At 70.7% G+C, this 23,020-nt stretch carries 24 protein-coding genes; 15 read left to right on the forward strand and 9 right to left on the reverse strand.

Features of this window, described 5'->3' with window-relative positions; translation table 11 throughout:
- Complete coding sequence (rpsI, locus tag MFF22_RS15235; protein ID WP_238249830.1) at nucleotides 1–486, forward strand: 30S ribosomal protein S9; 486 nt, start codon at nucleotides 1–3, stop codon at nucleotides 484–486.
- A gap of 194 nt (nucleotides 487–680) precedes the next feature.
- Here the strand turns inward: rpsI and MFF22_RS15240 are convergent, their stop codons facing one another.
- A complete protein-coding gene (locus MFF22_RS15240) occupies nucleotides 681–1,187 on the reverse strand; it encodes a hypothetical protein (protein ID WP_238249831.1) in 507 nt (168 codons plus the stop codon).
- A gap of 185 nt (nucleotides 1,188–1,372) precedes the next feature.
- Here MFF22_RS15240 and argC point away from each other — a divergent pair, with 185 nt between their 5' ends.
- From argC to MFF22_RS15255, 3 genes are all read left to right on the forward strand, one after another.
- Complete coding sequence (gene argC, locus MFF22_RS15245) at nucleotides 1,373–2,320, forward strand: N-acetyl-gamma-glutamyl-phosphate reductase (protein WP_238249832.1); 948 nt, start codon at nucleotides 1,373–1,375, stop codon at nucleotides 2,318–2,320.
- A 425-nt stretch (nucleotides 2,321–2,745) separates the two neighbouring features.
- Nucleotides 2,746–3,723 carry a quinone oxidoreductase family protein gene (locus MFF22_RS15250; RefSeq protein ID WP_238249833.1) on the forward strand — a complete coding sequence of 326 codons (978 nt, stop codon included), beginning with the start codon at nucleotides 2,746–2,748 and terminating at the stop codon, nucleotides 3,721–3,723.
- A 188-nt stretch (nucleotides 3,724–3,911) separates the two neighbouring features.
- The gene (locus tag MFF22_RS15255) at nucleotides 3,912–4,112 is read left to right on the forward strand and encodes a hypothetical protein (protein ID WP_238249834.1); all 201 of its coding nucleotides are present in this window, start codon (nucleotides 3,912–3,914) and stop codon (nucleotides 4,110–4,112) included.
- Nucleotides 4,113–4,265: 153 nt separating this feature from the next.
- Here the strand turns inward: MFF22_RS15255 and dinB are convergent, their stop codons facing one another.
- The 5 genes from dinB to pabB form a co-directional block, all read right to left on the reverse strand.
- On the reverse strand, nucleotides 4,266–5,348 hold the full coding sequence (dinB, locus tag MFF22_RS15260; protein ID WP_238249835.1) for a DNA polymerase IV: 1,083 nt from the start codon (nucleotides 5,346–5,348) through the stop codon (nucleotides 4,266–4,268).
- Between the two features lie 345 nt (nucleotides 5,349–5,693).
- Nucleotides 5,694–6,071, reverse strand: a complete 378-nt coding sequence (locus tag MFF22_RS15265) for a DoxX family protein (protein ID WP_238249897.1) — start codon at nucleotides 6,069–6,071, stop codon at nucleotides 5,694–5,696.
- A 23-nt stretch (nucleotides 6,072–6,094) separates the two neighbouring features.
- Nucleotides 6,095–6,988: an aminotransferase class IV gene (locus MFF22_RS15270; RefSeq protein ID WP_238249836.1), complete on the reverse strand. Its 894-nt coding sequence runs from the start codon at nucleotides 6,986–6,988 to the stop codon at nucleotides 6,095–6,097.
- The gene (locus MFF22_RS15275) at nucleotides 6,975–7,580 is read right to left on the reverse strand and encodes an anthranilate synthase component II (RefSeq protein WP_238249837.1); all 606 of its coding nucleotides are present in this window, start codon (nucleotides 7,578–7,580) and stop codon (nucleotides 6,975–6,977) included. Before MFF22_RS15275 ends, MFF22_RS15270 begins: the two co-directional genes overlap by 14 nt.
- On the reverse strand, nucleotides 7,577–8,947 hold the full coding sequence (gene pabB, locus MFF22_RS15280) for an aminodeoxychorismate synthase component I (RefSeq protein WP_238249838.1): 1,371 nt from the start codon (nucleotides 8,945–8,947) through the stop codon (nucleotides 7,577–7,579). The genes MFF22_RS15275 and pabB overlap by 4 nt, the downstream gene beginning before the upstream one ends.
- 193 nt (nucleotides 8,948–9,140) lie before the next feature.
- Here pabB and rimO point away from each other — a divergent pair, with 193 nt between their 5' ends.
- Together rimO and MFF22_RS15290 are read left to right on the forward strand one after the other, a co-directional pair.
- Nucleotides 9,141–10,502, forward strand: coding sequence for a 30S ribosomal protein S12 methylthiotransferase RimO (gene rimO / locus MFF22_RS15285; RefSeq protein ID WP_238249839.1), 1,362 nt, complete (start codon nucleotides 9,141–9,143; stop codon nucleotides 10,500–10,502).
- 136 nt (nucleotides 10,503–10,638) lie between these two features.
- On the forward strand, nucleotides 10,639–11,568 hold the full coding sequence (locus tag MFF22_RS15290) for an AEC family transporter (RefSeq protein WP_238249840.1): 930 nt from the start codon (nucleotides 10,639–10,641) through the stop codon (nucleotides 11,566–11,568).
- Nucleotides 11,569–11,575: 7 nt separating this feature from the next.
- Here MFF22_RS15290 and mazG read toward each other — a convergent pair whose 3' ends face one another.
- The 3 genes from mazG to MFF22_RS15305 form a co-directional block, all read right to left on the reverse strand.
- On the reverse strand, nucleotides 11,576–12,379 hold the full coding sequence (gene mazG, locus MFF22_RS15295; RefSeq protein ID WP_238249898.1) for a nucleoside triphosphate pyrophosphohydrolase: 804 nt from the start codon (nucleotides 12,377–12,379) through the stop codon (nucleotides 11,576–11,578).
- Between the two features lie 81 nt (nucleotides 12,380–12,460).
- Nucleotides 12,461–12,736 carry a hypothetical protein gene (locus tag MFF22_RS15300; RefSeq protein WP_238249841.1) on the reverse strand — a complete coding sequence of 92 codons (276 nt, stop codon included), beginning with the start codon at nucleotides 12,734–12,736 and terminating at the stop codon, nucleotides 12,461–12,463.
- Between the two features lie 6 nt (nucleotides 12,737–12,742).
- Nucleotides 12,743–14,605 carry a glycosyltransferase family 2 protein gene (locus MFF22_RS15305; RefSeq protein WP_238249842.1) on the reverse strand — a complete coding sequence of 621 codons (1,863 nt, stop codon included), beginning with the start codon at nucleotides 14,603–14,605 and terminating at the stop codon, nucleotides 12,743–12,745.
- A gap of 165 nt (nucleotides 14,606–14,770) precedes the next feature.
- Here MFF22_RS15305 and MFF22_RS15310 point away from each other — a divergent pair, with 165 nt between their 5' ends.
- From MFF22_RS15310 to MFF22_RS15350, 9 genes are all read left to right on the forward strand, one after another.
- Complete coding sequence (locus tag MFF22_RS15310; protein WP_238249899.1) at nucleotides 14,771–15,586, forward strand: transporter substrate-binding domain-containing protein; 816 nt, start codon at nucleotides 14,771–14,773, stop codon at nucleotides 15,584–15,586.
- Between the two features lie 197 nt (nucleotides 15,587–15,783).
- On the forward strand, nucleotides 15,784–17,472 hold the full coding sequence (locus MFF22_RS15315) for a methyl-accepting chemotaxis protein (RefSeq protein WP_238249843.1): 1,689 nt from the start codon (nucleotides 15,784–15,786) through the stop codon (nucleotides 17,470–17,472).
- A 68-nt stretch (nucleotides 17,473–17,540) separates the two neighbouring features.
- Nucleotides 17,541–18,422, forward strand: coding sequence for a LysR family transcriptional regulator (locus MFF22_RS15320; protein ID WP_238249844.1), 882 nt, complete (start codon nucleotides 17,541–17,543; stop codon nucleotides 18,420–18,422).
- 273 nt (nucleotides 18,423–18,695) lie between these two features.
- On the forward strand, nucleotides 18,696–19,436 hold the full coding sequence (locus MFF22_RS15325; RefSeq protein WP_238249845.1) for a hypothetical protein: 741 nt from the start codon (nucleotides 18,696–18,698) through the stop codon (nucleotides 19,434–19,436).
- A gap of 253 nt (nucleotides 19,437–19,689) precedes the next feature.
- A complete protein-coding gene (locus MFF22_RS15330; RefSeq protein WP_238249846.1) occupies nucleotides 19,690–19,842 on the forward strand; it encodes a hypothetical protein in 153 nt (50 codons plus the stop codon).
- Between the two features lie 12 nt (nucleotides 19,843–19,854).
- Nucleotides 19,855–20,154, forward strand: coding sequence for a DUF3892 domain-containing protein (locus tag MFF22_RS15335; protein ID WP_238249847.1), 300 nt, complete (start codon nucleotides 19,855–19,857; stop codon nucleotides 20,152–20,154).
- A 432-nt stretch (nucleotides 20,155–20,586) separates the two neighbouring features.
- Complete coding sequence (locus MFF22_RS15340; RefSeq protein WP_238249848.1) at nucleotides 20,587–22,275, forward strand: thiamine pyrophosphate-binding protein; 1,689 nt, start codon at nucleotides 20,587–20,589, stop codon at nucleotides 22,273–22,275.
- Between the two features lie 65 nt (nucleotides 22,276–22,340).
- The gene (locus MFF22_RS15345) at nucleotides 22,341–22,595 is read left to right on the forward strand and encodes a type II toxin-antitoxin system prevent-host-death family antitoxin (RefSeq protein ID WP_238249849.1); all 255 of its coding nucleotides are present in this window, start codon (nucleotides 22,341–22,343) and stop codon (nucleotides 22,593–22,595) included.
- Nucleotides 22,592–23,020 carry a type II toxin-antitoxin system VapC family toxin gene (locus MFF22_RS15350; RefSeq protein WP_238249900.1) on the forward strand — a complete coding sequence of 143 codons (429 nt, stop codon included), beginning with the start codon at nucleotides 22,592–22,594 and terminating at the stop codon, nucleotides 23,018–23,020. Before MFF22_RS15345 ends, MFF22_RS15350 begins: the two co-directional genes overlap by 4 nt.

The raw sequence follows: 23,020 nt of genomic DNA on the forward strand, positions 1-23,020 counted from the left end.
ATGGCGACCCTTCAGTCCCTCGCAGACCTGAACCGGGCCAACACCGGCGCGGCCGACCCGGCCAACGAAGCCCCCGTCCACGTCCAGAAGCTGGACGCGCAGGGCCGGGCCTACGCCACCGGCAAGCGCAAGGACGCGGTCGCCCGCGTCTGGATCAAGCCGGGCACCGGCAAGGTCGTCGTCAACAAGCGTCCGGTGGAGACCTACTTCGCCCGTCCGGTGCTGCGCATGATCCTGCGCCAGCCGCTGGAGATCGCCGGCCGCGTCGACCAGTACGACATCACCGTCACGGTGGCGGGCGGCGGCCTCTCTGGCCAGGCGGGCGCCGTGCGCCACGGCCTGTCCAAGGCCCTGACCTACTACGAGCCGGAGCTGCGCGCCCCCCTGAAGCGCGAAGGCTTCCTCACCCGCGACGCCCGCGTCGTCGAGCGCAAGAAGTACGGCCGCGCCAAGGCCCGCCGCAGCTTCCAGTTCTCGAAGCGTTAATTTTTCGACTGTTCCGCACGAAAGGGGAGGGCGGTGCCGCTTGGCACCGCCCTTTCTCGTTTCCGGCCCTGTGATCGCGCATCACCTTCGTCATCGCGAGCGACGCGAAGCGACCCTGGGATGCGCGCGCTCGGAAAATGCGGCGCCGCCCTGGATTGCTTCGCTGTCTCTCGCAAAGACGGAGTGGGGCCGCCTCAAGCGTGGACCGCCCGGGCCAGCTCGGCCTTCGACATCTTCGAGCGGCCGGGGATATCCTGGGCGCGGGCCTTCTTCATCAGATCGGCCTTGCTCGGCTCGGACTTGCCGTCCTTGCGGGCCTTGGCCGACTTCTCGGCCGCTACCTTGGGCTGCTTGGAGAACTGCTTGCCCTTCTTGGTGTCGGCCCGCTTCTTGGCGGTCGATTCGGCGTATTCCTTGTCCGACAGCTTCTCGCGGGCCTTCTTGGGCAAGTAGCGCTCGCCGGTCTTGCCGCTCTCCTTGCCGGACTTGGTGCCCCACTCCTCCTCGGTCCACTGCTTGAGGTGGTTGTCGTCGGACTTCTTGCCCTCGTAGCCGCCGCCTTCCTTTTTGTATTCGCTGCTCGCCATCTGCGCCTTGCGGGCCGACCACTGGCCGGGCTTGCCGCCCTTGTCAGACTTTGTGACCTCTTTCTTGACCTTCTCCCAAAGCTTCGGGTCGGTCTTCTTCGCGGTTCCGGCCATCGTCGTGTCTCCTGCTGGATTTGGGCGTCAAATCCGTCGCAGGGCCGGCGTTCCCGCGGCGGATCGGCCGCCTGTGGACGAAGGACGTGGCGGGGGACGTGCCGAAGGGCGTTGACATGGCGCCTCCGCACCCCCCACCTGCCGGGCGGCGACGGCCGAACGCGAATCCGGCACGCGGGGCGACGATGGCGAACAGGGACGAGACGGCGCAGCCGACGGTGTTCATCGACGGCGAGGCGGGGACCACCGGGCTCGGCATCCGCGAGCGCCTGGAGCGCGAGGGCAAGGTGCGCCTCGTGAGCATCGCCCCCGAGCACCGCAAGGACCCCGCCGCCAAGCGTGACCTGCTCGCGCAGGTGGATCTCGTCGTCCTCTGCCTGCCGGATGGGGCCGCCAAGGAGACCGTGGCCCTGGCCGACGCGTTGCCCGGCGGCGGTCCGCGGATTCTCGACGCCAGCACCGCCCACCGGGTCGCCCCCGGCTGGACCTACGGCTTCCCGGAGATGGCCCCCGGCCAAGCCGAGACGGTCGCCCGGGCCCGGCGGGTCGCCAATCCCGGCTGCTACCCGACCGGCGCCATCGCCCTCCTGCGTCCCCTGGTGGAGGGGGGCCTGATCCCCGGCGATCATCCCGTCAGCGTCAACGCAGTCAGCGGCTACAGTGGCGGCGGCAAGGCGATGATCGAGGATTACGAGGCGGGCCGGGCCCCGCCCTTCATGCTCTACGGCCTCGGCTTCGCGCACAAGCACCTGCCGGAACTGCAGATCTACAGCGGGCTCACCCGCCGGCCGATCTTCGTGCCCTCCGTGGGCAACTTCCGCCAGGGGATGCTGGTGAGCGTGCCCCTCCACCTCGACGCCCTGCCGGGGCGCCCGAAGGCCACCGACCTGGAGGCGGCCCTGGTCGCCTGGTACCGGGGCCAGCCCCTGGTGCAGGTGGTGGAAGGTGCGGGCACCGGCGCGCACAAGGAGCGGATCGAGGCCGAGGATCTCAATGACACGGATCGCCTGGAGCTGCGGGTGTTCGGCTCGGACGAGCACGGGCAGGCGGTGCTGGTCGCCCGCCTCGACAACCTCGGCAAAGGTGCCTCGGGCGCGGCGGTGCAGAACCTGTCGCTGATGCTGGGGCTGTGACGGCGGCCCGCCGGGGCCTTCGTCACGACACCGGGCGGGCGCTGCCGCGTCTCTGACGGCAATGGCGCTTCCTCCCATCCCTGCCCTCATCCTGAGGTGCACGCGCCAGCGGGCCTCGAAGACCTCATCCTGAGGTGCACGCGCCAGCGGGCCTCGAAGGAGGGCTCCAGATCGCACGGTGATCCCTGGAACCCTCCTTCGAGGTGGCTCTGCCGCACCTCAGGATGAGGGAGTGGACGGGACACAACCGGCTATCCGGCCAGATCCTCCGGATGAGGGGAGGGTGAACTCGGCCACCGGCGACCGGGTCGCACGACGATCCCCCTCTCGACGAGGGCGAACGGCCGGGCCTCATTTTCCGATTGCCTCTGGCGCCCGTACGCTTATCTCGCTGCGGGACGGGGCGGACAGGACGGGAGAGAACGATGCCGAAGGCGATCCGGGTCTACGAGTACGGCGGCCCCGAGGTGATGAAGCTCGAGGACGTGCCCCTGGCCGAGCCCGGCCCCGGGCAGATCCGCGTCCGCCAGGAAGCCATCGGCGTCAACTTCATCGACATCTACTTCCGCACCGGCGCCTACAAGTCGCCGCACATGCCCTTCACCCCCGGCAAGGAGGGCGCGGGCACCGTGACCGCCGTGGGCGAGGGCGTGGCCCAGTTCAAGGTTGGCGACCGGGTGGCCTACGGCTCTGTTGCCGACGGCTGCTACGCCGAGGAGCCGCTGATCGCCGCCTCCGCCGCCGTGTCGATGCCCGACGGGATCGACGCGCAGACCGCCGCGGCGATGATGCTCAAGGGCCTCACCGCCGAATACCTCCTGCACCGGACCTACAAGGTGAAGCCCGGCGACACGATCCTGTGGCACGCGGCGGCCGGCGGCGTCGGCCTCATCGCCTGCCAGTGGGCGAAGCACCTGGGCGCCACGGTGATCGGCACCGCGGGCAGCGAGGAGAAGGCGGAACTCGCCCGTCAGAACGGCTGCGACCACGTCATCCTGTACCGCAGCGAGGACGTGGCCAAGCGGGTCCGTGAGCTGACCGGCGGCAAGGGCGTACCGGTCGTCTATGACGGCGTCGGTCAGGCGACCCTGATGGGCTCCCTGGACAGCCTCGCGCCCACCGGCCTGCTCGCGAGCTTCGGCTCGGCCTCCGGGCCGATCACCGGGCTCGACCTCGGCCTGCTGGCCGCCAAGGGCTCCCTGTTCGTGACCCGGCCGACGCTGGCGACCTTCTCCAGCCAGCGTCCGGTGCTGGAGGAGGCGGCGGCCAACCTGTTCAACGTCGTGCGCTCCGGCGCGGTGAAGATCGCCGTCAATGCGGTCCGGCCGCTCGCCGAGGCGGAGGGCGTCCACCGGGACCTCGCCGGCCGCGAGACCACCGGCTCCACGGTGATGGTGCCCTAAGTCCGGGGTTCCCAAAGGGACCATCCCTTTGGTGGGGTCGTCCAGGGGCAAGGCCCCTGGAACAGGGCAAGGCTCCGCCCTGCACCCGCCGAAGGGCTCGCCCTTCGGGATCCCCATCGGGGACCAACCGCCGCAGGGGTGGGACCTGCGGCACCAGCCTGCGTTGCCCCCGCTCACCAGGAGGCAGCATGTCCAACAAGCAACCGAAGACCACTACGCCGACCGATGCCGACCTCAAGGGCAACCCCGGGATCGGCACCTCGAAGGGCATGAGCGGGGCGGACCCGGAAGAGCTGGAGCTGGATTCCACCTTCGAGGGCGATGTCGAGAATGAGACCACGCCCGAGGGCGGGGTCGATCCGAACCACCGCCCGCGCAAGAACAAGTAAGGGGCGGGGGGCAATGCCCCCCCCATTACTCACCACCCCGTCATTGCGAGCGCAGCGAAGCAATCCAGGGATCCGCCACCTCCGAAAAGGTCCCGCTGCCCTGGACTGCTTCGCTTTCGCTCGCAATGACGCGGGGAGCGGAACGAGAAGGCGTCAAAGCCCGAGGCCGAGCTGTTCCGGCCCGTCCGGTGCCTCCTGTTCGAACCCCGACAGCGAGACCCCGATCAGCCGGGCGCTGCGGCGCAGGGGGAGGAGGCCACGCAGCAGGTCGAGGCCGATCCGCTCCAGGCTGTCCCGGTCGGGGACCGGGGCCGGCAGGGACTTGGCCCGGGTAACGAGGGAAAAATCCGAAAACTTGAGCTTCAGCGTCACCGTGCGCCCGCGCATGGCCTTGGCCTCGGCGCTGCGCCAGACCTTGTCCACCATCGGGGCGAGGCGTTCGGCGAGCAGGTCGTAGGCGGCGGTGTCGTCGGAGAAGGTGGTCTCGGCGCCGATGGACTTGCGGATGCGGTGCGCCCGCACCGGCCGCTCGTCGATGCCCCGGGCGACGGCGTAGTAATAGCTCCCCGACGAGCCGAACGTGTCCTTCAGCCTGTCGAGGCTCCAGGCCCGCAGGTCGGCGCCGGTCTCGATGCCCAACCGCTTCATCTTGGCCTCGGTGACGGGTCCGACCCCGTGGAACCGCCCGATCGGCAGCTCCGCCACGAAGTCCGGCCCCATCGCTGGGGTGATGACGAACAGGGCGTCGGGCTTGCGGTGGTCCGAAGCGACCTTGGCCAGGAACTTGTTGTAGGACACGCCCGCCGAGGCCACGAGGCCGGTGCGCTCTAGGATCTCGGCCCGGATCGCCTTCGCCACCGCCGTCGCCGTCGGTAATCCCAAAAAATTCTCGGTGACGTCGAGATAAGCCTCGTCGAGGGCCACCGGCTCGATCAGGTCGGTATGCCGGGCGAAGACCGCGCGGATCTCCTCCGACACCTGCCGGTAGGCATCGAAGCGGGGCTTCACGAAGACGAGGTCAGGGCACAACCGCCGGGCGGTGGCCGCCGGCATGGCCGAGCGCACGCCGAAGGGCCGGGCCTCGTAGCTCGCGGCCATCACCACGCCCCGCTCCCGGGAGCCGCCCACGGCGAGCGGCTTGCCGCGCAAGGACGGGTCGTCGCGCTGCTCCACGGAGGCATAGAACGCATCCATGTCGATGTGGATGATCTTCCGGAGGGCGCCCTCCGCCTGCATCGCTCACGCCTCGGATGTTCCCGGTTCGTTCAATGACAACGGGAAGGGAGGCGGGTCAAGGCGACAGGCGCCGGAGGCCACAGGCGATTGCGCGCGGCTCGCGTTGCCGCTCGGAATGGTATCCGGCCGGCTGGCGATGATCCCCTCTCCCCGCCCGCGGGGAGAGGGCTGAGCCCCCCTTGTCGGGGGCGAAGCAAGGCGGCAGCCGGGGGTGAGGGGGGCGGCCGGACGAGGCTCATCCTGCGAGCCCCCTCACCGCCGCTCCGGCTTCGCCTCCGCTTCCCGTTTGCACGACGAGGTGCAAACGGGCCTCTCCCCGCCTGCGGGGAGAGGGGGGAACAGCCGTCAGCGCCCCCGCCGGAACGGCCAGTCGATCAGCCCCCCGGCCCAGAGGGCGGCCCAGACGAAGACCGGCTGAAACGCCAGACGCGGCCCGTGGTACCACCAGGAATCCGGGATGCCGTCGATGTGGATGTGCTCGAAGGCGTGCTTCAGGTTCGCCGGGTAGACGCAGACCGCGTAGAGGGCGAGGCCGATTGCGGCTGCCTTCCGGGTCGCCGGGATCTGGAGGCCCAGCGCCCCGGCAAGTTCGCACAGCCCCGTCGCCTGGATGACGAGGCGGGGTTCGGGCACCCAATCGGGCATCAGCGGCAGCATCGCGTCGGTGGCGACGAGGTGGACCACGCCGATGAAGGCGTAGACCCCCGACAGCCCCCAGCGCAGGCCGGCGCGTCCCCGTTCGTGGCTCACGCGACCTCCTCCGGGGGGACGCCACAGGATTCCGCCACCGCACCGCGCAGGGCGTCCCGCAGGCGCGGGAAGGCCGGATGGCCGGCGCTGTCGTAGGCGACCTCACCCACGGCCGTCACCGGGGCGAGGAGGCGCAGGGAGTTGGTGAGGAAGACCGCCTTCGCCGCGCGCAGGTCGTCGCGGGTCAGGGAGCGTTCCTCCACGGCGAGGCCGCAGGCAGGGGCCAGCGCCAGCACCTGCGCGCGGACGATCCCGGCGAGCACGCCGTCCGTAAGGGGCGGGGTGACGAGGGTGAGGCGCCCCTCTGCGTCATCGCGGGCGGCGCCAAGCGATGACGGCGGCATCACATAGACCAGGTTCCCCGTTCCCGCGCAGGCGACCATCCCCCTGGTGTTGAGGAACATCGCCTCGTCGAACCCCGCCGCGGCCGCGTCGCGGGCCGCGAGCACGGCATCGAGGTAGCCGAGCGTCTTGAGCCGTGCCGTAGGGGAGGTGTCGTTGCGGGCGATCGCCGTCGGCCACAGGCGAAGCGGGGCGAAGGCCAGGGCCCGGCCGCTCGGGGCGGCCGTGGCGAATAGGGTGGGGTGCGGCGCGTCCGGCGGCTTCAACCCCCGCGGGCCGGCGCCGCGGGTCAGCGTCGTGCGGATGGCGAGGCGCGGGCCCCGCCCGGCGAGGGCGCGCATGGCGGTGCGGATCGCCTCCGCCTCGACGGGGATGCCGAGGGTCTCCGCCGCCGCGACGAGCCGGTCGATATGCGCAGCCTCGAAGGCGATCCGGCCGCCCAGGGCGAGCGCCGTGTCGAACAGTCCGTCGCCCAGCGTCAGGCCCCGGTCGGCATGGTCGAGGGGCGCCGTGGTGCCCTCGCCCACATGCCCGTCACGCCACAGCATCGCGCGTCCCCTCCCGCCACCTGCGGGCGAGGCCCAGGAAGTTCGAGAAGATGGCGTGGCCGTTCTCGGTGAGCACCGATTCCGGGTGGAACTGCACCCCATAGGTCGGGTGCCGGAGGTGGGAGAGGGCCATGACCTCGCCCTCGTCCGAGACGGCATCGACGGCGAGGTTCCGGTCCATCCCGGGCTGGGGCGTCACGACGAGGGAATGGTAGCGCCCCACCGCCATCGGTGCGGGCAGGCCGGCGAAGAGGCGCTGCCCGTCATGGGCGACGGGGGTCGCCTGCCCGTGCAGGGGCCGCCGGGCGCGCTCGACCTTGCCGCCGAAGGCCGCGCCGATGGCCTGATGGCCGAGGCAGACGCCGAGGATCGGGAGCGTGCCCGACAGGTCCCGGATCGCCGGGAGGGACACCCCCGCCTCGGCCGGGGTGCAGGGACCGGGCGAGACCACCAGGGCGTCCGGGGCGAGGGCCCGGATGCCGTCGACGTCGAGGGCGTCGTTGCGCACCACGCGCACGGTCTCGCCCAGCTCCTCCAGGTAGCGGACGACGTTGAAGACGAACGAGTCGTAGTTGTCGAGGACGAGGATCATGAGAAAGCCCGGAACACCCGCTCCGCCTTGGCCAGGGTCTCGTCGTATTCCGGCCCCGGCTCGGAGAGCAGGGTGACGCCGCCCCCCGCCTGCAGGACCGCCGTCCGGCCGTCCATGAACACGGTACGGATGGCGATGGAGGTGTCGAGGTCGCCGTCGAAGCCGATCCGGCCGATGGCACCGCAATAGATCTCCCGGGCATCGCCCTCGATCTCGGCGATGATGTCCATGGCCCGGATCTTGGGCGCCCCGGTGATCGAGCCGCCGGGAAAGGTCCGCTCCAGGAGGTCGAGGCCGTCGAGCCCGTCCCGCAGGGTTCCGGTCACCACCGACACGAGGTGGTGTACGCCGGCATAGGTCTCCAGGCCGCAGAGCACGGGCACGGCGACGCTGCCGGGCTCGCAGACCCGGGACAGGTCGTTGCGCAGGAGATCGACGATCATCACGTTCTCGGCCCGGTCCTTCGCCGAGGCGGCCAGGGCCTCCGCGGCCTCCCGGTCCGCCCCGGGATCGGGCAGGCGCTTGGCGGTGCCCTTGATCGGCCGGGTCTCGACGTGCCGCCCGTCCAGGCGCACGAACCGCTCCGGCGAGGAGGAGGCGACACAGAGCCCCTCGAAATCCTGGTAGGCGCCGAAGGTGGCAGGGTTGGTCTCGCGCAGGCGCCGGTAGAGGGCGAAGGGATCGAACCCCGCCGGCAGGTCGGCGGTGAAGCGCTGGGCGATGTTGGCTTGGTAGATGTCGCCCGCCCGGATGTAGTCCCGCACCCTCTCCACCGCCGCCTCGTAGGCCGGGCGGTCGAAGTTCGAGCGCCACGCGAGGTCCCCGCAGGCGGGGGCGGGTTCCGGTGGGGGCACGTCCCGCAGGAGGTCGGCGAACTGTGCGAGCCGGGCCTGGGCCCGCCTCTCCCGGGCGTCGGGCGCGGTCTCGGGGAAGCCGGTGGCCACGAGGCGGGCGGAGCCGGCGGCGTGGTCGATGACGAGCACCGTATCGTAGAGGTCGAGGGCGATGTCGTCGGTCAGCCCCGCCCGGCGGGCGGGATGGGCGACCCGCTCCAGGGAAGCCCCGAGATCGTAGGCGAAGTAGCCGATGGCGCCGCCGGGGAACGGGAAGGCCGGGTCCGCCGGCAGCCGGTAGGGCGCGAGGCAGGCGCGCAGGGCCTCGAACGGGCCGCCGGGCAGAGGGCGCCCGTCGAGGGTGGCCCTGCCGTCCCGGACCCGGAACCGGTCGAAGGGGTCGGCGGCCACCACCGAGAGCCGGCCCAGGGCATCGTGCCGCATGGCGCTATCGAGGAAGGCGAGCCCCGGCAGGGACCGCAGCCGCGCGGCGGCGGCGATCGCGTCGATGGGGGGCAGGTCTCGGGTCCACATGAACCGGGTTCGGGCCTTCGGATCGCGGCGTCGGAACGCCCTCGCACAGGCGATGCCGCGGGGGAAGCGGCTCGTGGCGCGGGCCGGCCTCGCGCCGGCGGCCGGAACCCGCTATATCGGGGCCGATCCCGAAGACTGCCAGCGTTCTCGCAGCGCCCCAGCGGCGCAAGCCGCGCCGTATCCGATGCCGATGATGACCAGCACCGCCTCGCCCGACACCAAGGGCGCCCCCAAGAGCGCCCCCAACTGCGCTCCGAAGATCTCCTTCGTCTCCCTCGGCTGCCCGAAGGCGCTGGTGGATTCGGAGCGGATCCTCACGCATCTGCGCGCGGAGGGCTACGAGCTCGCCCGGAAGCATGACGGGGCGGACCTCGTCATCGTCAACACCTGCGGCTTCCTCGATTCCGCCAAGGCAGAGTCCCTCGCCGCCATCGGCGAGGCCATGGCCGAGAACGGCCGGGTCATCGTCACCGGCTGCATGGGCGCCCAGCCGGAGGAGATCCGCGAGAAGTACCCGGATCTGCTCGCCGTCACCGGTCCCCAGGCCTACGAATCGGTGGTCGCGGCGGTGCACGAGGCGGCGCCCCCGGCCCACGACCCGTTCCTGGACCTCGTGCCGCCCCAGGGCATCAAGCTCACGCCGCGCCACTACGCGTATTTGAAGATTTCCGAGGGCTGCAACAACCGCTGCAGCTTCTGCATCATCCCGTCGCTCCGTGGCGACCTCGTGAGCCGCCCGGCGGCGGACGTGCTCCGGGAGGCCGAGAAGCTCGTCAAGGCGGGGGTGAAGGAACTCCTCGTCGTCTCGCAGGACACCAGCGCCTACGGGCTCGACATCCGCTACGCCGAGAGCCCCTGGCGCGACCGGCAGGTCCGCGCCCGCTTCGCCGACCTCGCCCGGGAACTCGGCGAGCTCGGGGCCTGGGTGCGGCTGCACTACGTCTACCCGTACCCGCATGTGGACGAGGTGATCCCGCTCATGGCCGAGGGGAAGGTCCTCCCCTACCTCGACATGCCGCTGCAGCATGCGGCGCCCTCGGTGCTGAAGCGGATGCGCCGGCCGGGCAACCAGGAGAAGCAGCTCGACCGGATCCGGTCCTGGCGGGCGGGCTGCCCGGATCTCGCCATCCGCTCGACCTTCATCGTCGGCTTCCCCGGTGAGACCGAGGCCGAGTTCGAGGAATTGCTGGAGTGGCTCAAGGAGGCCAAGCTCGACCGGGTCGGCTGCTTCGAGTTCGAGCCCGTGGCGGGGGCGACCGCCAACGGCATCGCCGCGCCCGTGCCGCCGGAGGTGAAGGCCGAGCGCAAGCGGCGTTTCATGGAGACGCAGAACGCCATCTCCCTGCGCCTCCAGCGGGCGAAGGTCGGCCGGCGCATGCCGGTCATCGTCGATGCGGTGGAGGGCGGGATCGCCCGGGGGCGCTCCAAGGCCGACGCCCCGGAGATCGACGGCACCGTCCACGCCGCCTTCCGCCGCCCGGTGCGGGTGGGGGACATCGTGTCGGTGAAGGTCGACCGGGCCGAGGCGTACGACCTCTACGGCAGCGTGGTCTGAGGGGATTGCAGAACGGGCCCCGCGCCTCGTTCCTCGCCGTCGTCACGCTCGCAATGACGGCGGGGCGGCTCTATGAGGGACCTGCCCGAGCACCGGACCCGATGCCCTCTTCCTCCCCACAGCCTGAGCGCGCCCCATGACCGGCGCGGTCCTCCTCGCCCTTCTGCCGATCGCCCTGCTCATTGGCCTCGGCGCCCTGCTGCGGCGGATCGGCTTCATCGGGGAGGCATTCTGGCCGCAGGCCGAGCGGCTCGGCTACTACGTGCTGCTGCCCTCCCTGTTCATCCACGGGCTGGCCACCGCCCGGCTCGACGGGGTGCCGGTCCTGTCGCTGGCCGCCGTGCTCGTGGCCTCGACGGTGACCGTCGCCCTCGCCCTCCTGGCCCTGCGCCCCCGGCTCGCCCTGGACGGAGCGGCCTTCACCTCGGTGTTCCAGGGGGGAATCCGCTTCAACAACTATGTCGGGGTCTCGGCGGCGGTCGGGCTGTTCGGGGCCCAGGGCCTCGCCCTGGCCGCCGTGGCGAACGCCGCCATCGTGCCGACGGTCAACGTCCTGTGCGTCCTCGTCTTCGCCCGGTTCGGCTCCGGGGGTCGACTCGCTCCGGCGGCCATCGCCCGGCAGCTCGCCTTCAACCCCCTGGTGGTGGCGAGCGTGATCGGCATCTCCCTCCAGGCCACGGGCCTGCCCCTGCCCATCGGGGTGGATGCCATGCTCAAGGCCCTGGGACAGGCCTCCCTGCCGCTCGGTCTGCTCTGCGTCGGGGCAGCCCTGGATTTCGGCGCGGCGCGGACATGGTTCCGGCCGGTGGCGGTGTCGTCGGCGGTGAAGTTCGGGCTGATGCCCCTCGTGACGGTGCTGGCCTGCCTGCTGCTGGGCCTGCGGGGACCGGCGGCGGCCACGGCCCTGCTGTTCCAGGCCCTGCCGACGGCCTCGTCCTCCTACATCATGGCCCGGCAACTCGGCGGGGACGCGCCCCTTATGGCCGGCATCACCGCCCTGCAGACGGTGCTGGCCGGGGCGGCGATCCCCCTCGTCCTCACGGTGCTGGACGGCGTGGCGGCCTGAGGGCCGCTCAGCCCTTCTCCGCCCGCTTCACCCGGCCCCAGGCCGCCTCCATGGCGGCGAGGTCGGAGCGGCCGAGCTCGCCGCCCTCCGCGCGCAACGCCTCGGCCATGGCCTTGAAGCGGCGCTCGAACTTGGCGGTGCCGTCGCGCAGGGCCGCCTCGGGGTCGATGCCTGCGTGGCGGGCGAGGTTGGCCACCGAGAACAGGAGATCGCCGATCTCCTCGGCAAGCGCCCCCGCCTCGCCCTGCGCCAGGGCCTCGGCGACCTCGTCGGTCTCCTCGCGGACCTTGTCGATCACCTGGGCCGCATCGTCCCAGTCGAACCCGTAGGACGCCGCCCGCCGGGAGACCTTTTCCGCGCGAGCGAGGGCGGGGAGGGCGTGGGCGACGCCGCCCAGCGGATCGGGCGCGGGCATCGGCTTGCCGGCCCGCTCCTGCGCCTTGATCGCCGCCCATTGCGCCTCCACCGCGGCGGGGTCCCGGCGCGGGGAGCCCTCCGGCAGGAGGGATCCGTCCGCCGCGAAGACGTGCGGATGGCGGCGGATCAGCTTGGCGGCGATGGCGCGGGCCACGTCGTCGAAGGCAAAGGCGCCTTCCTCCTCGGCCATGCGCGCATGGAACACCACCTGCAGCAGCAGGTCGCCGAGTTCGTCGCGCAGGTCGTCCCGGTCCCCCCGGGCCACGGCGTCGGCGACCTCGTAGGCCTCCTCGATGGTGTAGGGAACGATGGTGGCGAAGGTCTGGGCCACGTCCCAGGCGCAGCCCCGCTCGGGATCGCGCAGGGCGGCCATCAGGCGCAGCAGCGCCGGCATCGGGCTGTCGTCGGGAGTCGTCACGGTCCGCTCCTTGTGGCGGCCCGCTCTAGCACCTTCCGCCAGGCCGGCGGTCGAAAATCAGGGCTCCCGGCGGTCCGGGTCCGGCATCGCCGTCACGCCGTCGCGCTCGCGGACGCGCTCGGCCTGGAACTCGCTGAGATAGGCGCTGAGCCGGTCGCCCGCCGCCCGGTCGCCGCATTGTACCCAGAGGGGCGCGGGCAGGGCCCGGGGGGGAAGGCGCAGCAGGAACAATTCCGCGGTGCGGGCGGCGTCGCGCTCCGTGGCCGAGGCCAGGAGCCGGGCTCCGGCCGGGGTGCCGATCAGGATCGCGATGGTGGCGGACGGATCGCTCATGCCGGGTCAACGGCCGGACAGGCGCTTCCGTTGCGGGCCGCCACCGCCGAGACGGCCGCTGCGGGAGGATCGCGACAATCCATGCTCGGTCTTGTTCCAGCGGTAGGGGGCCCGGATCAGCTCGTCCACGGCGCGCACGGCGGCGAGGCTTACGAGGAGGAAGTAGAACGGCAGCAGGGGAAGGACCGGCCACAGGTCGGTCCAGCCCCGCCGCCGACACCCCAGGGCAGCGGGCCCCACCAGGGCGACGAGGCCGGCGAGGAAGACGGTCACAGCGAGGCCGGAGCCGAGGTTGTCGGCGAAGGCCGGCCCGGGTTCCATCCGGCCGGTCAGGAACGCCGCCGCCGCCGCGACGAAGCAGACAGGGTAGGCGAGGGCCGAGACGACGGCGCCGGGCAGCAGCGCCAGGAGGCAGAGGCTTCCGAAGGACCCGAGACGGGTCCAGGTCCGGATCGGGTGGCTGCCGTGGACGAGGCTGGTCTGCAGGAAACCCTTGATCCACCGGGTTCGCTGGTCGAGCCAGCGGCGCCAGCCCTTCGCCGTCTCCTCGTAGGTCGCGCTCGGCAGGTCGCCGACGCGGTAGCCGGCGAGGGCGAGGCGGATGCCGAGATCGGCATCCTCCGTCACGTTCCAGGCATCCCATCCGCGCAGGTCCCGGAGCACCTGGGTGCGCAGGTGCATCGTCGTGCCCCCGAGGGGCACCGGCAGGTCGAGGGCCGCCAGCGCCGGGTTCAGCACGTCGAAGAGCCCGGCATATTCGGCAGCGAACAGCTTGGGCAGCAGCCCGTCCCCGTGGTCGTCGATCACCAGCCGGCCCTGGAGGCAGGCGGTGACAGGGGGCTCGGCCGCGAAGATCGCCGCCGCCTTCCGGAGCTGGTCGGGCTCGGGCACGTCCTCGGCGTCGTAGACGACGAGCAGGCTGCCCCGGGCCAGGGGCAGGGCGACGTTGAGGGCCCGGGGCTTGGTGCGGGGCATCCCCGGCGGGATGGTGACGACCTCGAACCGGGCGGGGAGGGGGATCGCCGCGAGGCAGGCGGCCGTCTCCCCGTCGTCGGCCTCGATGAGGAGCTTGATGTCGAGCTTGGCCGCCGGATAGTCGAGGGCGGACAGCCCGCGCAGGAGCCGCCCCACGACCCGCCCCTCCCGGTAGAGCGGGACGAGGATCGTGTAGACCGGCAGGGCGGCGTCGAGCAGGGGCGGGGCCCGCACCTCCGTCGGGGGAACCGCCAGGGCCGCGATGCGGAACACCGTCAACGCCAGGACCGCCGCCTGCACGGCGAGGAGGGCTGCCTGGCCGAGGACCGGCGGCGCGGCCGCGGCGAGGCAGCAGGCCGCCCCGACGCCCAGGGCGAAGAGGAGGAGCCGGTGTCCCGGCGGCTGCATCGCGCTCCCGCGGGAGCACAGCCGCAGGGCCTCCGCCGCATGGCCGGCCACGGCCTCGGGGATGTTGGCGAACACGGCCTCCCGCAGGCGGGTCGGGGTGGTGATCGCGGGCGTCGCCGCCCGGTCGGCGCCGAGCAGGAGTTCCGCCACCGCGGCCCCCCGCGGAGCGATCACCGCCGCCGCCGCGGAGCCGGGCGCCAGGAGCGCGAGGCCGGCCATGAGACAATCGGGGTAGCGCAGCCCCGCGCCGAAGGGGATCTTGCCGTCGAGGAACGGGGTCCGGAGCGCCCGGGCGAGGGCCCGGTAATAGGTCTCTTCGGCCATGAGGCCCCCGTGCAGCAGGGCCGTCGCCGCATCGGTTCCGGCCTGCTCGGCCATCGCGGCCGCCCGGGCGAGCAGGCGCGGGTCCACGCCCTCGGCCGCCAGGAAGGCGATCTCGGGAGGGAGGTGCTCGCAGCTGCCGGTTGCAGTCGCCGCATACGACACTGCAGGTTCTACTCCCGCAGGGGGCCCGGGCCGTGTTAGGGGAGGGGGGTGAGCCCGTCCCCCTTCCTTCCCTCCGCCAGGAGCATCGCCCGCCGGTCACGGTCAAGCTCGGGCCGGGGATGGGCTGTGGGTGCCGCCCTCGCCTCCGTCCTCGTCCCGGCCCTTATCCTGGCCGCCCCGGCGCAGGGGGCGACCGCCGCCGCGCCCGTGCCCTCGGTGGCGGTGCCGAACTTCTGGAATCCCCGCAGCCGCGGCGAGCGGGTGGAGGCGCCCCAGACCGGCCGGGCCGTGCGCTTCCTGACGGACGACGAGTTTCCCCCGCTGCATTTCGCCGGCCCCGACGGCACCCCGACGGGCTTCGTCGTGGAACTCGCCCGGGCCGTGTGCGAGAAGCTTGCGATCACCTGCACGGTGCAGGCCCGCCGGTTCGACACCCTGCTGGACTCCCTCGATTCCAAGCAGGGCGACGTGGTCGCCGCTGCGATCCCCCTCACCGCCGGGCTCCGGCAGAAGTTCACGGCGACGCGGCCGTATTTCCGCTGGCCGGCCCGCTTCGCCGCCAGGGCCGACCGGGGCCTGCCCCTGCCCTCCGCGAAGACCCTCGCGGAGCGGAGCGTCGGCGTGATCGGCGGCAGCGCCCATGCCGCCTATCTCGGCACCTTCTTCCCCAAGGCGAAAGCCCACGAATTCGCCGACCTCGCCGCCGCCGAGGGGGCACTCAAGCGCGGAGAGATCGACTACCTGTTCGCCGACGGGCTGAACCTCGCCCTCTATGTGGGCGGGCAGGAGGCGGAGAATTGCTGCGCCCTGGTCGGCGGCGATTACCTCGAGAACCGGTACTTCGGCGAGGGAATCGGGCTCATCACCCGCCAGGACGACGCTGCCCTTGCCCGCGCCCTCGACGACGCCCTGCAACGGGTGTGGGACGACGGAAAGTATACAGAGCTGTACTTGCGATTCTTTCCAGTCAGCCCGTTCTAGTTGTACTTGCTAAAGAATCGCCAAAAAAACGGCTGATCGCAGACCCGATCGACGCAAACTATGCAAAATGAACTATTTTTTGCCGTGACAAACTGCCCGGCGTGCGATCCGATTTGTCGAATACCACCATAAATTAATGTCCGATCGCCAGGATGCTGGGGAAGCCACCTGATTCCCAATCTCCCCAAGGTCATCCCATGCGCTCGCTTGCCGACATCAAGATCACGACGAAGATGGCGGCGGCCTTCGTGTCGCTCTCCGCAGTCACCATCGCGATCAGCATCCTCGGCTACGGGCGCTTGGCGCAGATCGAGCACAACATTCACTGGACCGAGCACACCTATGAGGTGCTCGAGACCCTCGACGGCATCAAGATCGCGATGCTCAACAGGGAGACGGCCCTGCGCGGCTACATCATTGCGGGGAATACCCAGTTCCTGGAACCGTACCGGACCGGCGAAGCCGACTTCCAGAAGAACTTCGACCATGTAAAGGATCTGACCTCGGACAACCCCGGCCAGCAGGCTCGCCTGGATACCCTCGCGAAGGCGGTTTCGACCTGGTCGACCGACATCGCCGGCAAGGAGATGGCCGAGGTCAAGGCGGGGCACCTCGACGTAGCCCAAGGCATGGCGGGGAACGGCTCCGGCAAAGCCGTGATGGACGCGGCGCGCGCCGTCGCCGAGGAGATGGCCAAGGTCGAGCGCGACCTCCTGGCGGTCCGCGCCGCCGACCAGCAGAAGTCGTTCGACGCGGCGTATTTCTCGAGCGTCGCCGGCAGCATCGCCAGCATCGTCATGGCGATCCTCCTGACGCTCGGCGTCTTCGCCATCATCGTCCGCCCCCTGGGCCGGCTGGTGAGCGTGCTGCAGCGGATGGCGCAGGGGGACGTGAACGCGACGATCGCCGAGGCCAAGCGCGGGGACGAGATCGGCGCGGTGGGCAAGGCGGTCGAGGGGATCAAGGCGATGGTGGCGCAGAAGGCCGCCGAGCAGGCCGAGCTGAAGCGCATCGCCGACGAGGCCGCCGCCCTGGAGCGCAAGCGCACGATGCTGGAACTGGCCGACGGGTTCGAGTCGGCGGTGGGCGGCATCGTCGGCATGGTCTCGGCCTCGGCCACGGAGCTGCAGGCCACGGCCCAGCAGCTGAGCTCGGCCGCCGGCGAGGCGGCGTCGCAGTCGACCACGGTGGCGGCGGCGGCGGAGGAGGCGTCCTCCAACGTGAGCACGGTGGCGGCGGCGGCCGAAGAACTCGGCACCTCGGTGCAGGAGATCGGCCGGCAGGTGCAGGGCTCGGCTGAGCTGGCCCGGGTCGCGGTGGGTGAGGCCGACCAGACGGCGGCCCTGGTCCAGGCCCTGCGCCAGACCTCGGCGCGGATCGGCGACATGGTCGGACTGATCTCCAACATCGCCTCGCAGACCAACCTGCTGGCCCTGAACGCCACCATCGAGGCCGCCCGGGCGGGCGAGGCGGGTCGCGGCTTCGCGGTGGTGGCGGCCGAGGTGAAGGAGCTGGCCAACCAGACCGCCAAGGCCACGGACGAGATCGCCGGGCAGATCAGCGAGATCCAGGGGGTGACCGATCAGGCGGTGTCGGCGATCGGAGGGATCACCGGGCGCATCCGCGAGATCAACGCGGTGGCGACCTCCATCGCCGCGGCGGTGGAGCAGCAGGGGGCGGCGACCCAGGAGATCGTGCGCAACGTGGCGCAGGCCTCCACCGGCACCAACGAGGTGACGAGCAACATCGTCGGCGTCGCCCGGGCCTCCGAGGATACCGGCGCGGCCGCCACCCAGGTGCTCTCCGCCTCCGGCGAGCTGTCCCGCCAGTCCGAGCACCTCACCGCCGAGGTCTCCCGCTTCCTCGGAAACGTCCGCGCGGCTTGATTTCGCCCGCGCCTTCGCGGTGAGATGCGTCCCCGTCGCCCGGCGGGGACGCGACCGTTTGAGCAGCGATGTTCCGCTTCGACCTCGTCGATCTCGGCCTGTTCCGGCATGTGGTGGAGGCCGGCTCGATCACCCACGGGGCGCAGAGGGCGAACCTCGCCCTCGCCGCCGCCTCGGCGCGGGTGCGGGGCATGGAGGAGAGCCTGGGCGCCCCCCTCCTCACCCGGGGGCGACAGGGCGTCAGCCCGACTCCGGCGGGCCGGGCGCTTCTGGCCCATGCCCGCGCGATCCTCGCCGGAACCGAGCGGCTGCGGGAAGAGATGGCGGCCTATTCCGGGGGGGCGGCCGGGCAGATCCGGGTGGTGGCCAACACCCACGCCCTGATCGAATTCCTGCCGGGGCCGCTCTCGGATTTCCTCGCCGCGCATCCGGGGATCGCCGTCGAGATCGAGGAGCGCACCTCCGACGAGATCGTCGGGCTGGTGGCGGAAGGGGTGGCCGATTTCGGCCTGCTCTCGGGCACGGTCGATACGGGATCGCTGGCGACCATCCCGTTCCGGGAGGACCGCTTCGTCCTCGTGGCCGCCCGGGGCGATCCCCTGGCCGGGCGGACGGAGGTGGCCTTCGCCGAGGTGCTGGAGCGGGAGATGGTCGGCCTCGACCGCCGCAGCGCGATCAGCCGCTTCCTCGCCGAGAAGGCCGCCCGGGCCGGGTGCCCCATGCGCCTGCGGGCGCAGCTGCGCGGCTTCGAGCCCGTCTGCCGGCTCGTCGCGGCCCGGGTGGGTCTGGCGATCCTGCCGGAGAGCACGGCGCTCCGGGCGGCCCGGACCCTCGCCATCGCCGTCGTCCCCCTCTCCGACCCCTGGGCCCGCCGCGACCTGACCCTGTGCCTGCGGGACCTCGGCGCCCTGCCGCCCTTCACGCAGGCCCTGATCGACCGGCTGCGCTGACACGGGGTGTCCCGAGGGCTAAGCCCTCTGGCGGGTGCAGCGGCCTTATGGAGCAAATGCACCAATGAGGATTGAAGGCTATCTGCTTCGATCGCCGCTTGCGCCGGTTGGGAGCCCCGATATTAGCTTGGCGGCAGGTGGATACGCCGTCACTGGCGCAGCTTTGTCGCCTTCATTCTGTTCGTCTGGACCGTCAGCGTTCGTGTTGTTGGGTAGGCAGGTTCGGTCGATCTGGTCATTTCGCGCACCCAAGACCCAGCATGGGTGGGGACCGTGATCGGCTACCTGCTCAACCCATCGCCTTGGCTCGACATCATTCTTGTAGGCGGCGGCTTGGGCCTAATCTGGTGGGATGTCCGCCGCCCGCGTGGCTCGCCCGGTCTTGCAGGTGCGGCTGCTACCGCAGTTCCATCACTCAAGCAGGCCACCGCACCGGCTGCCATTGACCAGAAGGCAAGCAAGCCAGCCGAACAGGATCACGTCGCCTACCTTGAAAAGAAGCTTGAGGAAGCGCGGGCAAATCTGATCCACGTGAATGCTGTCCGCCGGCTGTTCGAATTACCCGAGGACGGGCAGCCGCTAGATTTCCCGGTTCACATGAACCTAGCCCGCCTTTTCTTGACCGGCGAACTGATGGCGCTTGCGAAGGCGGCAATGACAAGCGGGAACGGTGCTCCACTCAACACGCGCGAGATCGCGACTTTCGTGATCCGGCATAAGGGGTGGACATTAAAGACCCTGTGCTTCGGCACGCGGTCGCGCACCGACTGGTCTACGTATTGGCGAAAGCCGCACGGCGTAATGCCATCACCTCCCCCGGCTACGACAAGGGCGTCACGCTATGGTCCCTGCTGGGGAGTGAGGTTCGGCTTTTGTCTCGGCCTTTGCGGGGCCTGGGAAGGCCGTGGGCGGCGATTTATCCAAGCTGCTTGGATAACCGGCTCGCACGACAAAGCGGCCGCTGGTGGCCCAATTTTAAAAGAATCTGCGCGAGTCCCGCCCGCAGGCTATTGACCGATCACCCCAAAGGGTAGAGCTTAGAGCGGTTGGGCCAATACTTAGGCCCAATGTTGGAAAAGCCGGGGGTGGAGCCCCGGCTTCCCATCACGTTCAGCAGATCCCTTAGAAGGCTGCTGAGGTCGCTCTGACAACGTGCATCCTATGCACGCGCGCCCTCATGTCAACCTTCTAAGGGCCCACATAAAGGGTTCTTTATATCATGGTTGGCAATTCGAAACCGTCGCGTCACCTCACGCTCGAAGACGCGGTGATCATCTGGCACTGGCACTGGAACGGCGAGTTCCAGCATCGGATCGCAGCGACGTTCGACGTCAATCCCGGTCGGGTGAACGAAGTCCTCAAGGGACGTCGCCACCCCGAGAGCCGGGCGCTCGCCCTCTCGCGTCGCCTCGCGGCTTAAGGGAGGTCGAACATGACTGTTACCGCATCAACGATTGTCGTACAGGCGTCCTGTATCCGTAAGCGTCCCAGCCATTACGACCCGCATACGCGGGTCGCGGGCATTGGCGGCTATCACGGTGGAAGCCGGTGGTACTTGTCGGAAGATGAAGCGATCCGCGACATCGATGCCGGCAAGTACCGCTTCTATACCTCCGTGAGCGGCCACTCCGTGTGGATCATCATCGCGAGCCACAACGGACGACGCTACCTTAAGACTGAGGCGGACGGCTACGCTCCGAACAATCTTCTGAGCCTGCCGGAGTGTCCGTAAGCATCTGAAACGGGCTCTTGGCTCCCTCGGGGTCAAGAGCCCAGCTTAGAGCTTGCTGAGCGGCGTAAAGCTCTGCGTGCCGCTCGACTTGTTGCGGATCGAGAAGCGCACCGCGGATGTGGTCCAACTCTCTCTGAACGAACGACATAAGTGGCTCCGTAAGACTTGCCGGCCAAACCCATCGGCGTAGCGTGGTGATCCCGGCCTCTGCGGGTTAGGGATTGTCAGTCGGAACCACCCCATCGCGCGAAGCGGCGGCCCTAATCCGGTCGCCGTTCTCGTTTGCTCTTATCCCGTGGTGCATTTGCTCCATAAGGCCGGGGTGCAGGGTGGCGCCCTGCCTCCCCCAGGGGCGTCGCCCCTGGACCCCACCAAAGGGCTTGGCCCTTTGGGAACCCCGGACTAGCCTCGCGGCGTGTTGGGGGAACAGCGATGACCATCACCACCGTCGAGGCGGCCGGGCGTCGCCGGGGGGCGGAACTGCTTGTGGAGGTGCTGCGCTCCGAAGGGGTGCGCTACATCTTCGGCAACCCCGGCACCACCGAACTGCCCCTCATCGACGCCCTCACCGAGGCGCCGGACGTCGCCTACGTCCTCGCCCTGCAGGAGGCCACCGCCGTGGCCATGGCGGACGGCTACGCCCAGGGCGCCCGGCGCCCGGCCTTCCTCAACCTGCACACCGCCGGGGGCCTCGGCCACGGCATGGGCAGCCTCGTGAACTCCCAGGTCTCGGGCACGCCGCTGGTCGTCACCGCCGGCCAGCAGGACCTGCGCCACGCCCTCACCGACCCGCTGCTGATGGGCGACCTCGTGGCCATCGCCGACCCGGTGGTGAAGTGGGCCCGGGAGGTGACGAGCCCGGACCAGATCCCCATCCTCCTGCGCCGGGCCTTCCACGATTGCGCCGCCGCGCCCTCCGGCCCGGTCTTCCTGTCCCTCCCCATGGACGTGATGGACGCCCTGACCGACGTGCCGGCCGGCGAGACCTCGACCATCGACCAGAGGGCCGTGGCGGGCTCCCTCGACCGCCTCGCCGACAGGCTCGCCGCGGTCCCGCCGGGGCGGCTCGCGCTGATCGCCGGGGACGAGATCGATTCCTCCGACGCCGCCGCGCAGACCGTGGCGCTGGCCGACCTGATGGCCGCCCCGGTCTACGGCTCGTCCTGGCCGGCGCACATTCCCTTCCCCACGAGCCACCCCCTCTGGGCCGGCAACCTGCCGACCCGGGCCGACGCCATCGCGGGCCTCCTCGGCCGCTACGATGCGGTGTTCGCGCTGGGAGGCAAGTCGCTCATCACCGTGCTCTATTCGGAGGTCTCGGCGGTGCCGCCGGGAACCGCCGTGTTCCAGCTCTCGGCCGACGTGCGCGACCTCGGCCGCACCTACGCCACGGCTCTCTCGACGGTGGGCGACATCCGCGCCTCCCTGGACGCCCTGCTGCCGCTGCTGGCCCCCCGGGTGGCCGACAGGGCCGACGCCTTCGCGCGGCTGCGGGCGGAGGCGGTGACGGCCCAGGCCGAGCGCCGCCGCGCCCTGAACGCGGCGGCCGATTCCGCCTTCGAGGACCCGGTGATCGCCCCCCTGGTGGCGGCCCGGGAAGTCGCCCGCGCCGTGGGGGCGCAGACCACCATCGTCGACGAGGCCCCGGCGACGCTCACCCACCTGCGCACCTTCCTCGACAGCCCCTCGACGCACCAATACGCGGCGATGCGCGGCGGCGTCCTCGGCTGGGGCATGCCGGCGGCGGTGGGGTTCTCCCTCGGGATCGACCGGGCGCCGGTGGTCTGCGTGGTGGGGGACGGGGCGGCGATGTATTCCCCGCAAGCGCTCTGGACGGCCGCGCACGAAAAGCTGCCCGTCACCTTCGTGGTGATCAACAACGCCGAGTACAACATCCTGAAGAACTACATGAAGGGCCAGTCCCACTACGCCTCGGCCCGGGCCAACCGGTTCATCGCCATGGACCTCACCGACCCGCGCATCGACTTTCTGGCCTTGGCCGCCTCGATGGGCGTGCCGGCCAAGCGGGTGATGCGGGCCGTCGACATCGCCCCCGCCATTGAGGCCGGGATCGCGTCAGGCGGGGCGAACCTCGTGGAGGTGGTGGTGCGGGCGGGGTAGGGGGCCGATTGACAACCGCTGTCGCGGCGACAATGTCTGTACGTCACGACAGGGGGAGGCCGGAGATGGCTGCGCGCACTTTCACCAGCCGCGAATTCAACCGTGAACCGAGCCGCATCAAGCGCGCCGCCACCGAGGGCTTGGTCGTCATCACCGAGCGCGGCAAGCCGATCATGGCCGTACTGCCCTATGGCGCGTACGAGAGCCTGAGGGCGGGCGCCGGCACCATCCTCGATGCCCTCGACATGGACGGCGTCGGCGAGATCGAGATCGATTTCACCCGGCCCCCGACGCACCCACGCGCGGCCACCTTCGACTGATGTATCTCCTCGACACCAACGTCCTGTCCGAATTGCGCAAGCGGCGCAGCGGACGGATCGATCCGGCGGTCGAGGCCTGGGCGAACGGGACCGATCCGGCGCGGCTCCACCTGTCGGTCATCACGATCATGGAGGTCGAGTTCGGCATCGCCCAGCTCGACCGCCGCGACGGCACGCAGGCGGCCACCCTCCGGCTCTGGCTTCACGAAAAGGTCCTGCCGGCCTTCGCCGGGCGCATCCTACCGATCGACACACCCATCGCCCTGCGCTGTGCGCATCTCCACGTCCCCGATCCGAGGAGCGAACGCGACGCCTGGATCGCCGCCACCGGCCTCGTCCACGGCCTGACGGTCGTGACCCGCAACACCGCCGACTTCGCCGCGACGGGCGTGACGCTCCTCGATCCGTGGCGGTTGGGGGATTGA

The sequence above is a fragment of the Methylobacterium persicinum genome, from assembly GCF_022179525.1.
GTDB lineage: Bacteria > Pseudomonadota > Alphaproteobacteria > Rhizobiales > Beijerinckiaceae > Methylobacterium > Methylobacterium persicinum.

Bases quoted from the DNA above. Each gene is read 5' to 3' on its own strand.
- rpsI (WP_238249830.1), top strand. From the start codon at position 1: ATGGCGACCCTTCAGTCCCTCGCAGACCTGAACCGGGCCAACACCGGC.
- MFF22_RS15240 (WP_238249831.1), bottom strand. From the start codon at position 1,187: ATGGCCGGAACCGCGAAGAAGACCGACCCGAAGCTTTGGGAGAAGGTC.
- argC (WP_238249832.1), top strand. From the start codon at position 1,373: ATGGCGAACAGGGACGAGACGGCGCAGCCGACGGTGTTCATCGACGGC.
- MFF22_RS15250 (WP_238249833.1), top strand. From the start codon at position 2,746: ATGCCGAAGGCGATCCGGGTCTACGAGTACGGCGGCCCCGAGGTGATG.
- MFF22_RS15255 (WP_238249834.1), top strand. From the start codon at position 3,912: ATGTCCAACAAGCAACCGAAGACCACTACGCCGACCGATGCCGACCTC.
- dinB (WP_238249835.1), bottom strand. From the start codon at position 5,348: ATGCAGGCGGAGGGCGCCCTCCGGAAGATCATCCACATCGACATGGAT.
- MFF22_RS15270 (WP_238249836.1), bottom strand. From the start codon at position 6,988: ATGCTGTGGCGTGACGGGCATGTGGGCGAGGGCACCACGGCGCCCCTC.
- MFF22_RS15275 (WP_238249837.1), bottom strand. From the start codon at position 7,580: ATGATCCTCGTCCTCGACAACTACGACTCGTTCGTCTTCAACGTCGTC.
- pabB (WP_238249838.1), bottom strand. From the start codon at position 8,947: ATGTGGACCCGAGACCTGCCCCCCATCGACGCGATCGCCGCCGCCGCG.
- rimO (WP_238249839.1), top strand. From the start codon at position 9,141: ATGACCAGCACCGCCTCGCCCGACACCAAGGGCGCCCCCAAGAGCGCC.
- MFF22_RS15290 (WP_238249840.1), top strand. From the start codon at position 10,639: ATGACCGGCGCGGTCCTCCTCGCCCTTCTGCCGATCGCCCTGCTCATT.
- mazG (WP_238249898.1), bottom strand. From the start codon at position 12,379: ATGCCGGCGCTGCTGCGCCTGATGGCCGCCCTGCGCGATCCCGAGCGG.
- MFF22_RS15300 (WP_238249841.1), bottom strand. From the start codon at position 12,736: ATGAGCGATCCGTCCGCCACCATCGCGATCCTGATCGGCACCCCGGCC.
- MFF22_RS15315 (WP_238249843.1), top strand. From the start codon at position 15,784: ATGCGCTCGCTTGCCGACATCAAGATCACGACGAAGATGGCGGCGGCC.
- MFF22_RS15320 (WP_238249844.1), top strand. From the start codon at position 17,541: ATGTTCCGCTTCGACCTCGTCGATCTCGGCCTGTTCCGGCATGTGGTG.
- MFF22_RS15335 (WP_238249847.1), top strand. From the start codon at position 19,855: ATGACTGTTACCGCATCAACGATTGTCGTACAGGCGTCCTGTATCCGT.
- MFF22_RS15340 (WP_238249848.1), top strand. From the start codon at position 20,587: ATGACCATCACCACCGTCGAGGCGGCCGGGCGTCGCCGGGGGGCGGAA.
- MFF22_RS15345 (WP_238249849.1), top strand. From the start codon at position 22,341: ATGGCTGCGCGCACTTTCACCAGCCGCGAATTCAACCGTGAACCGAGC.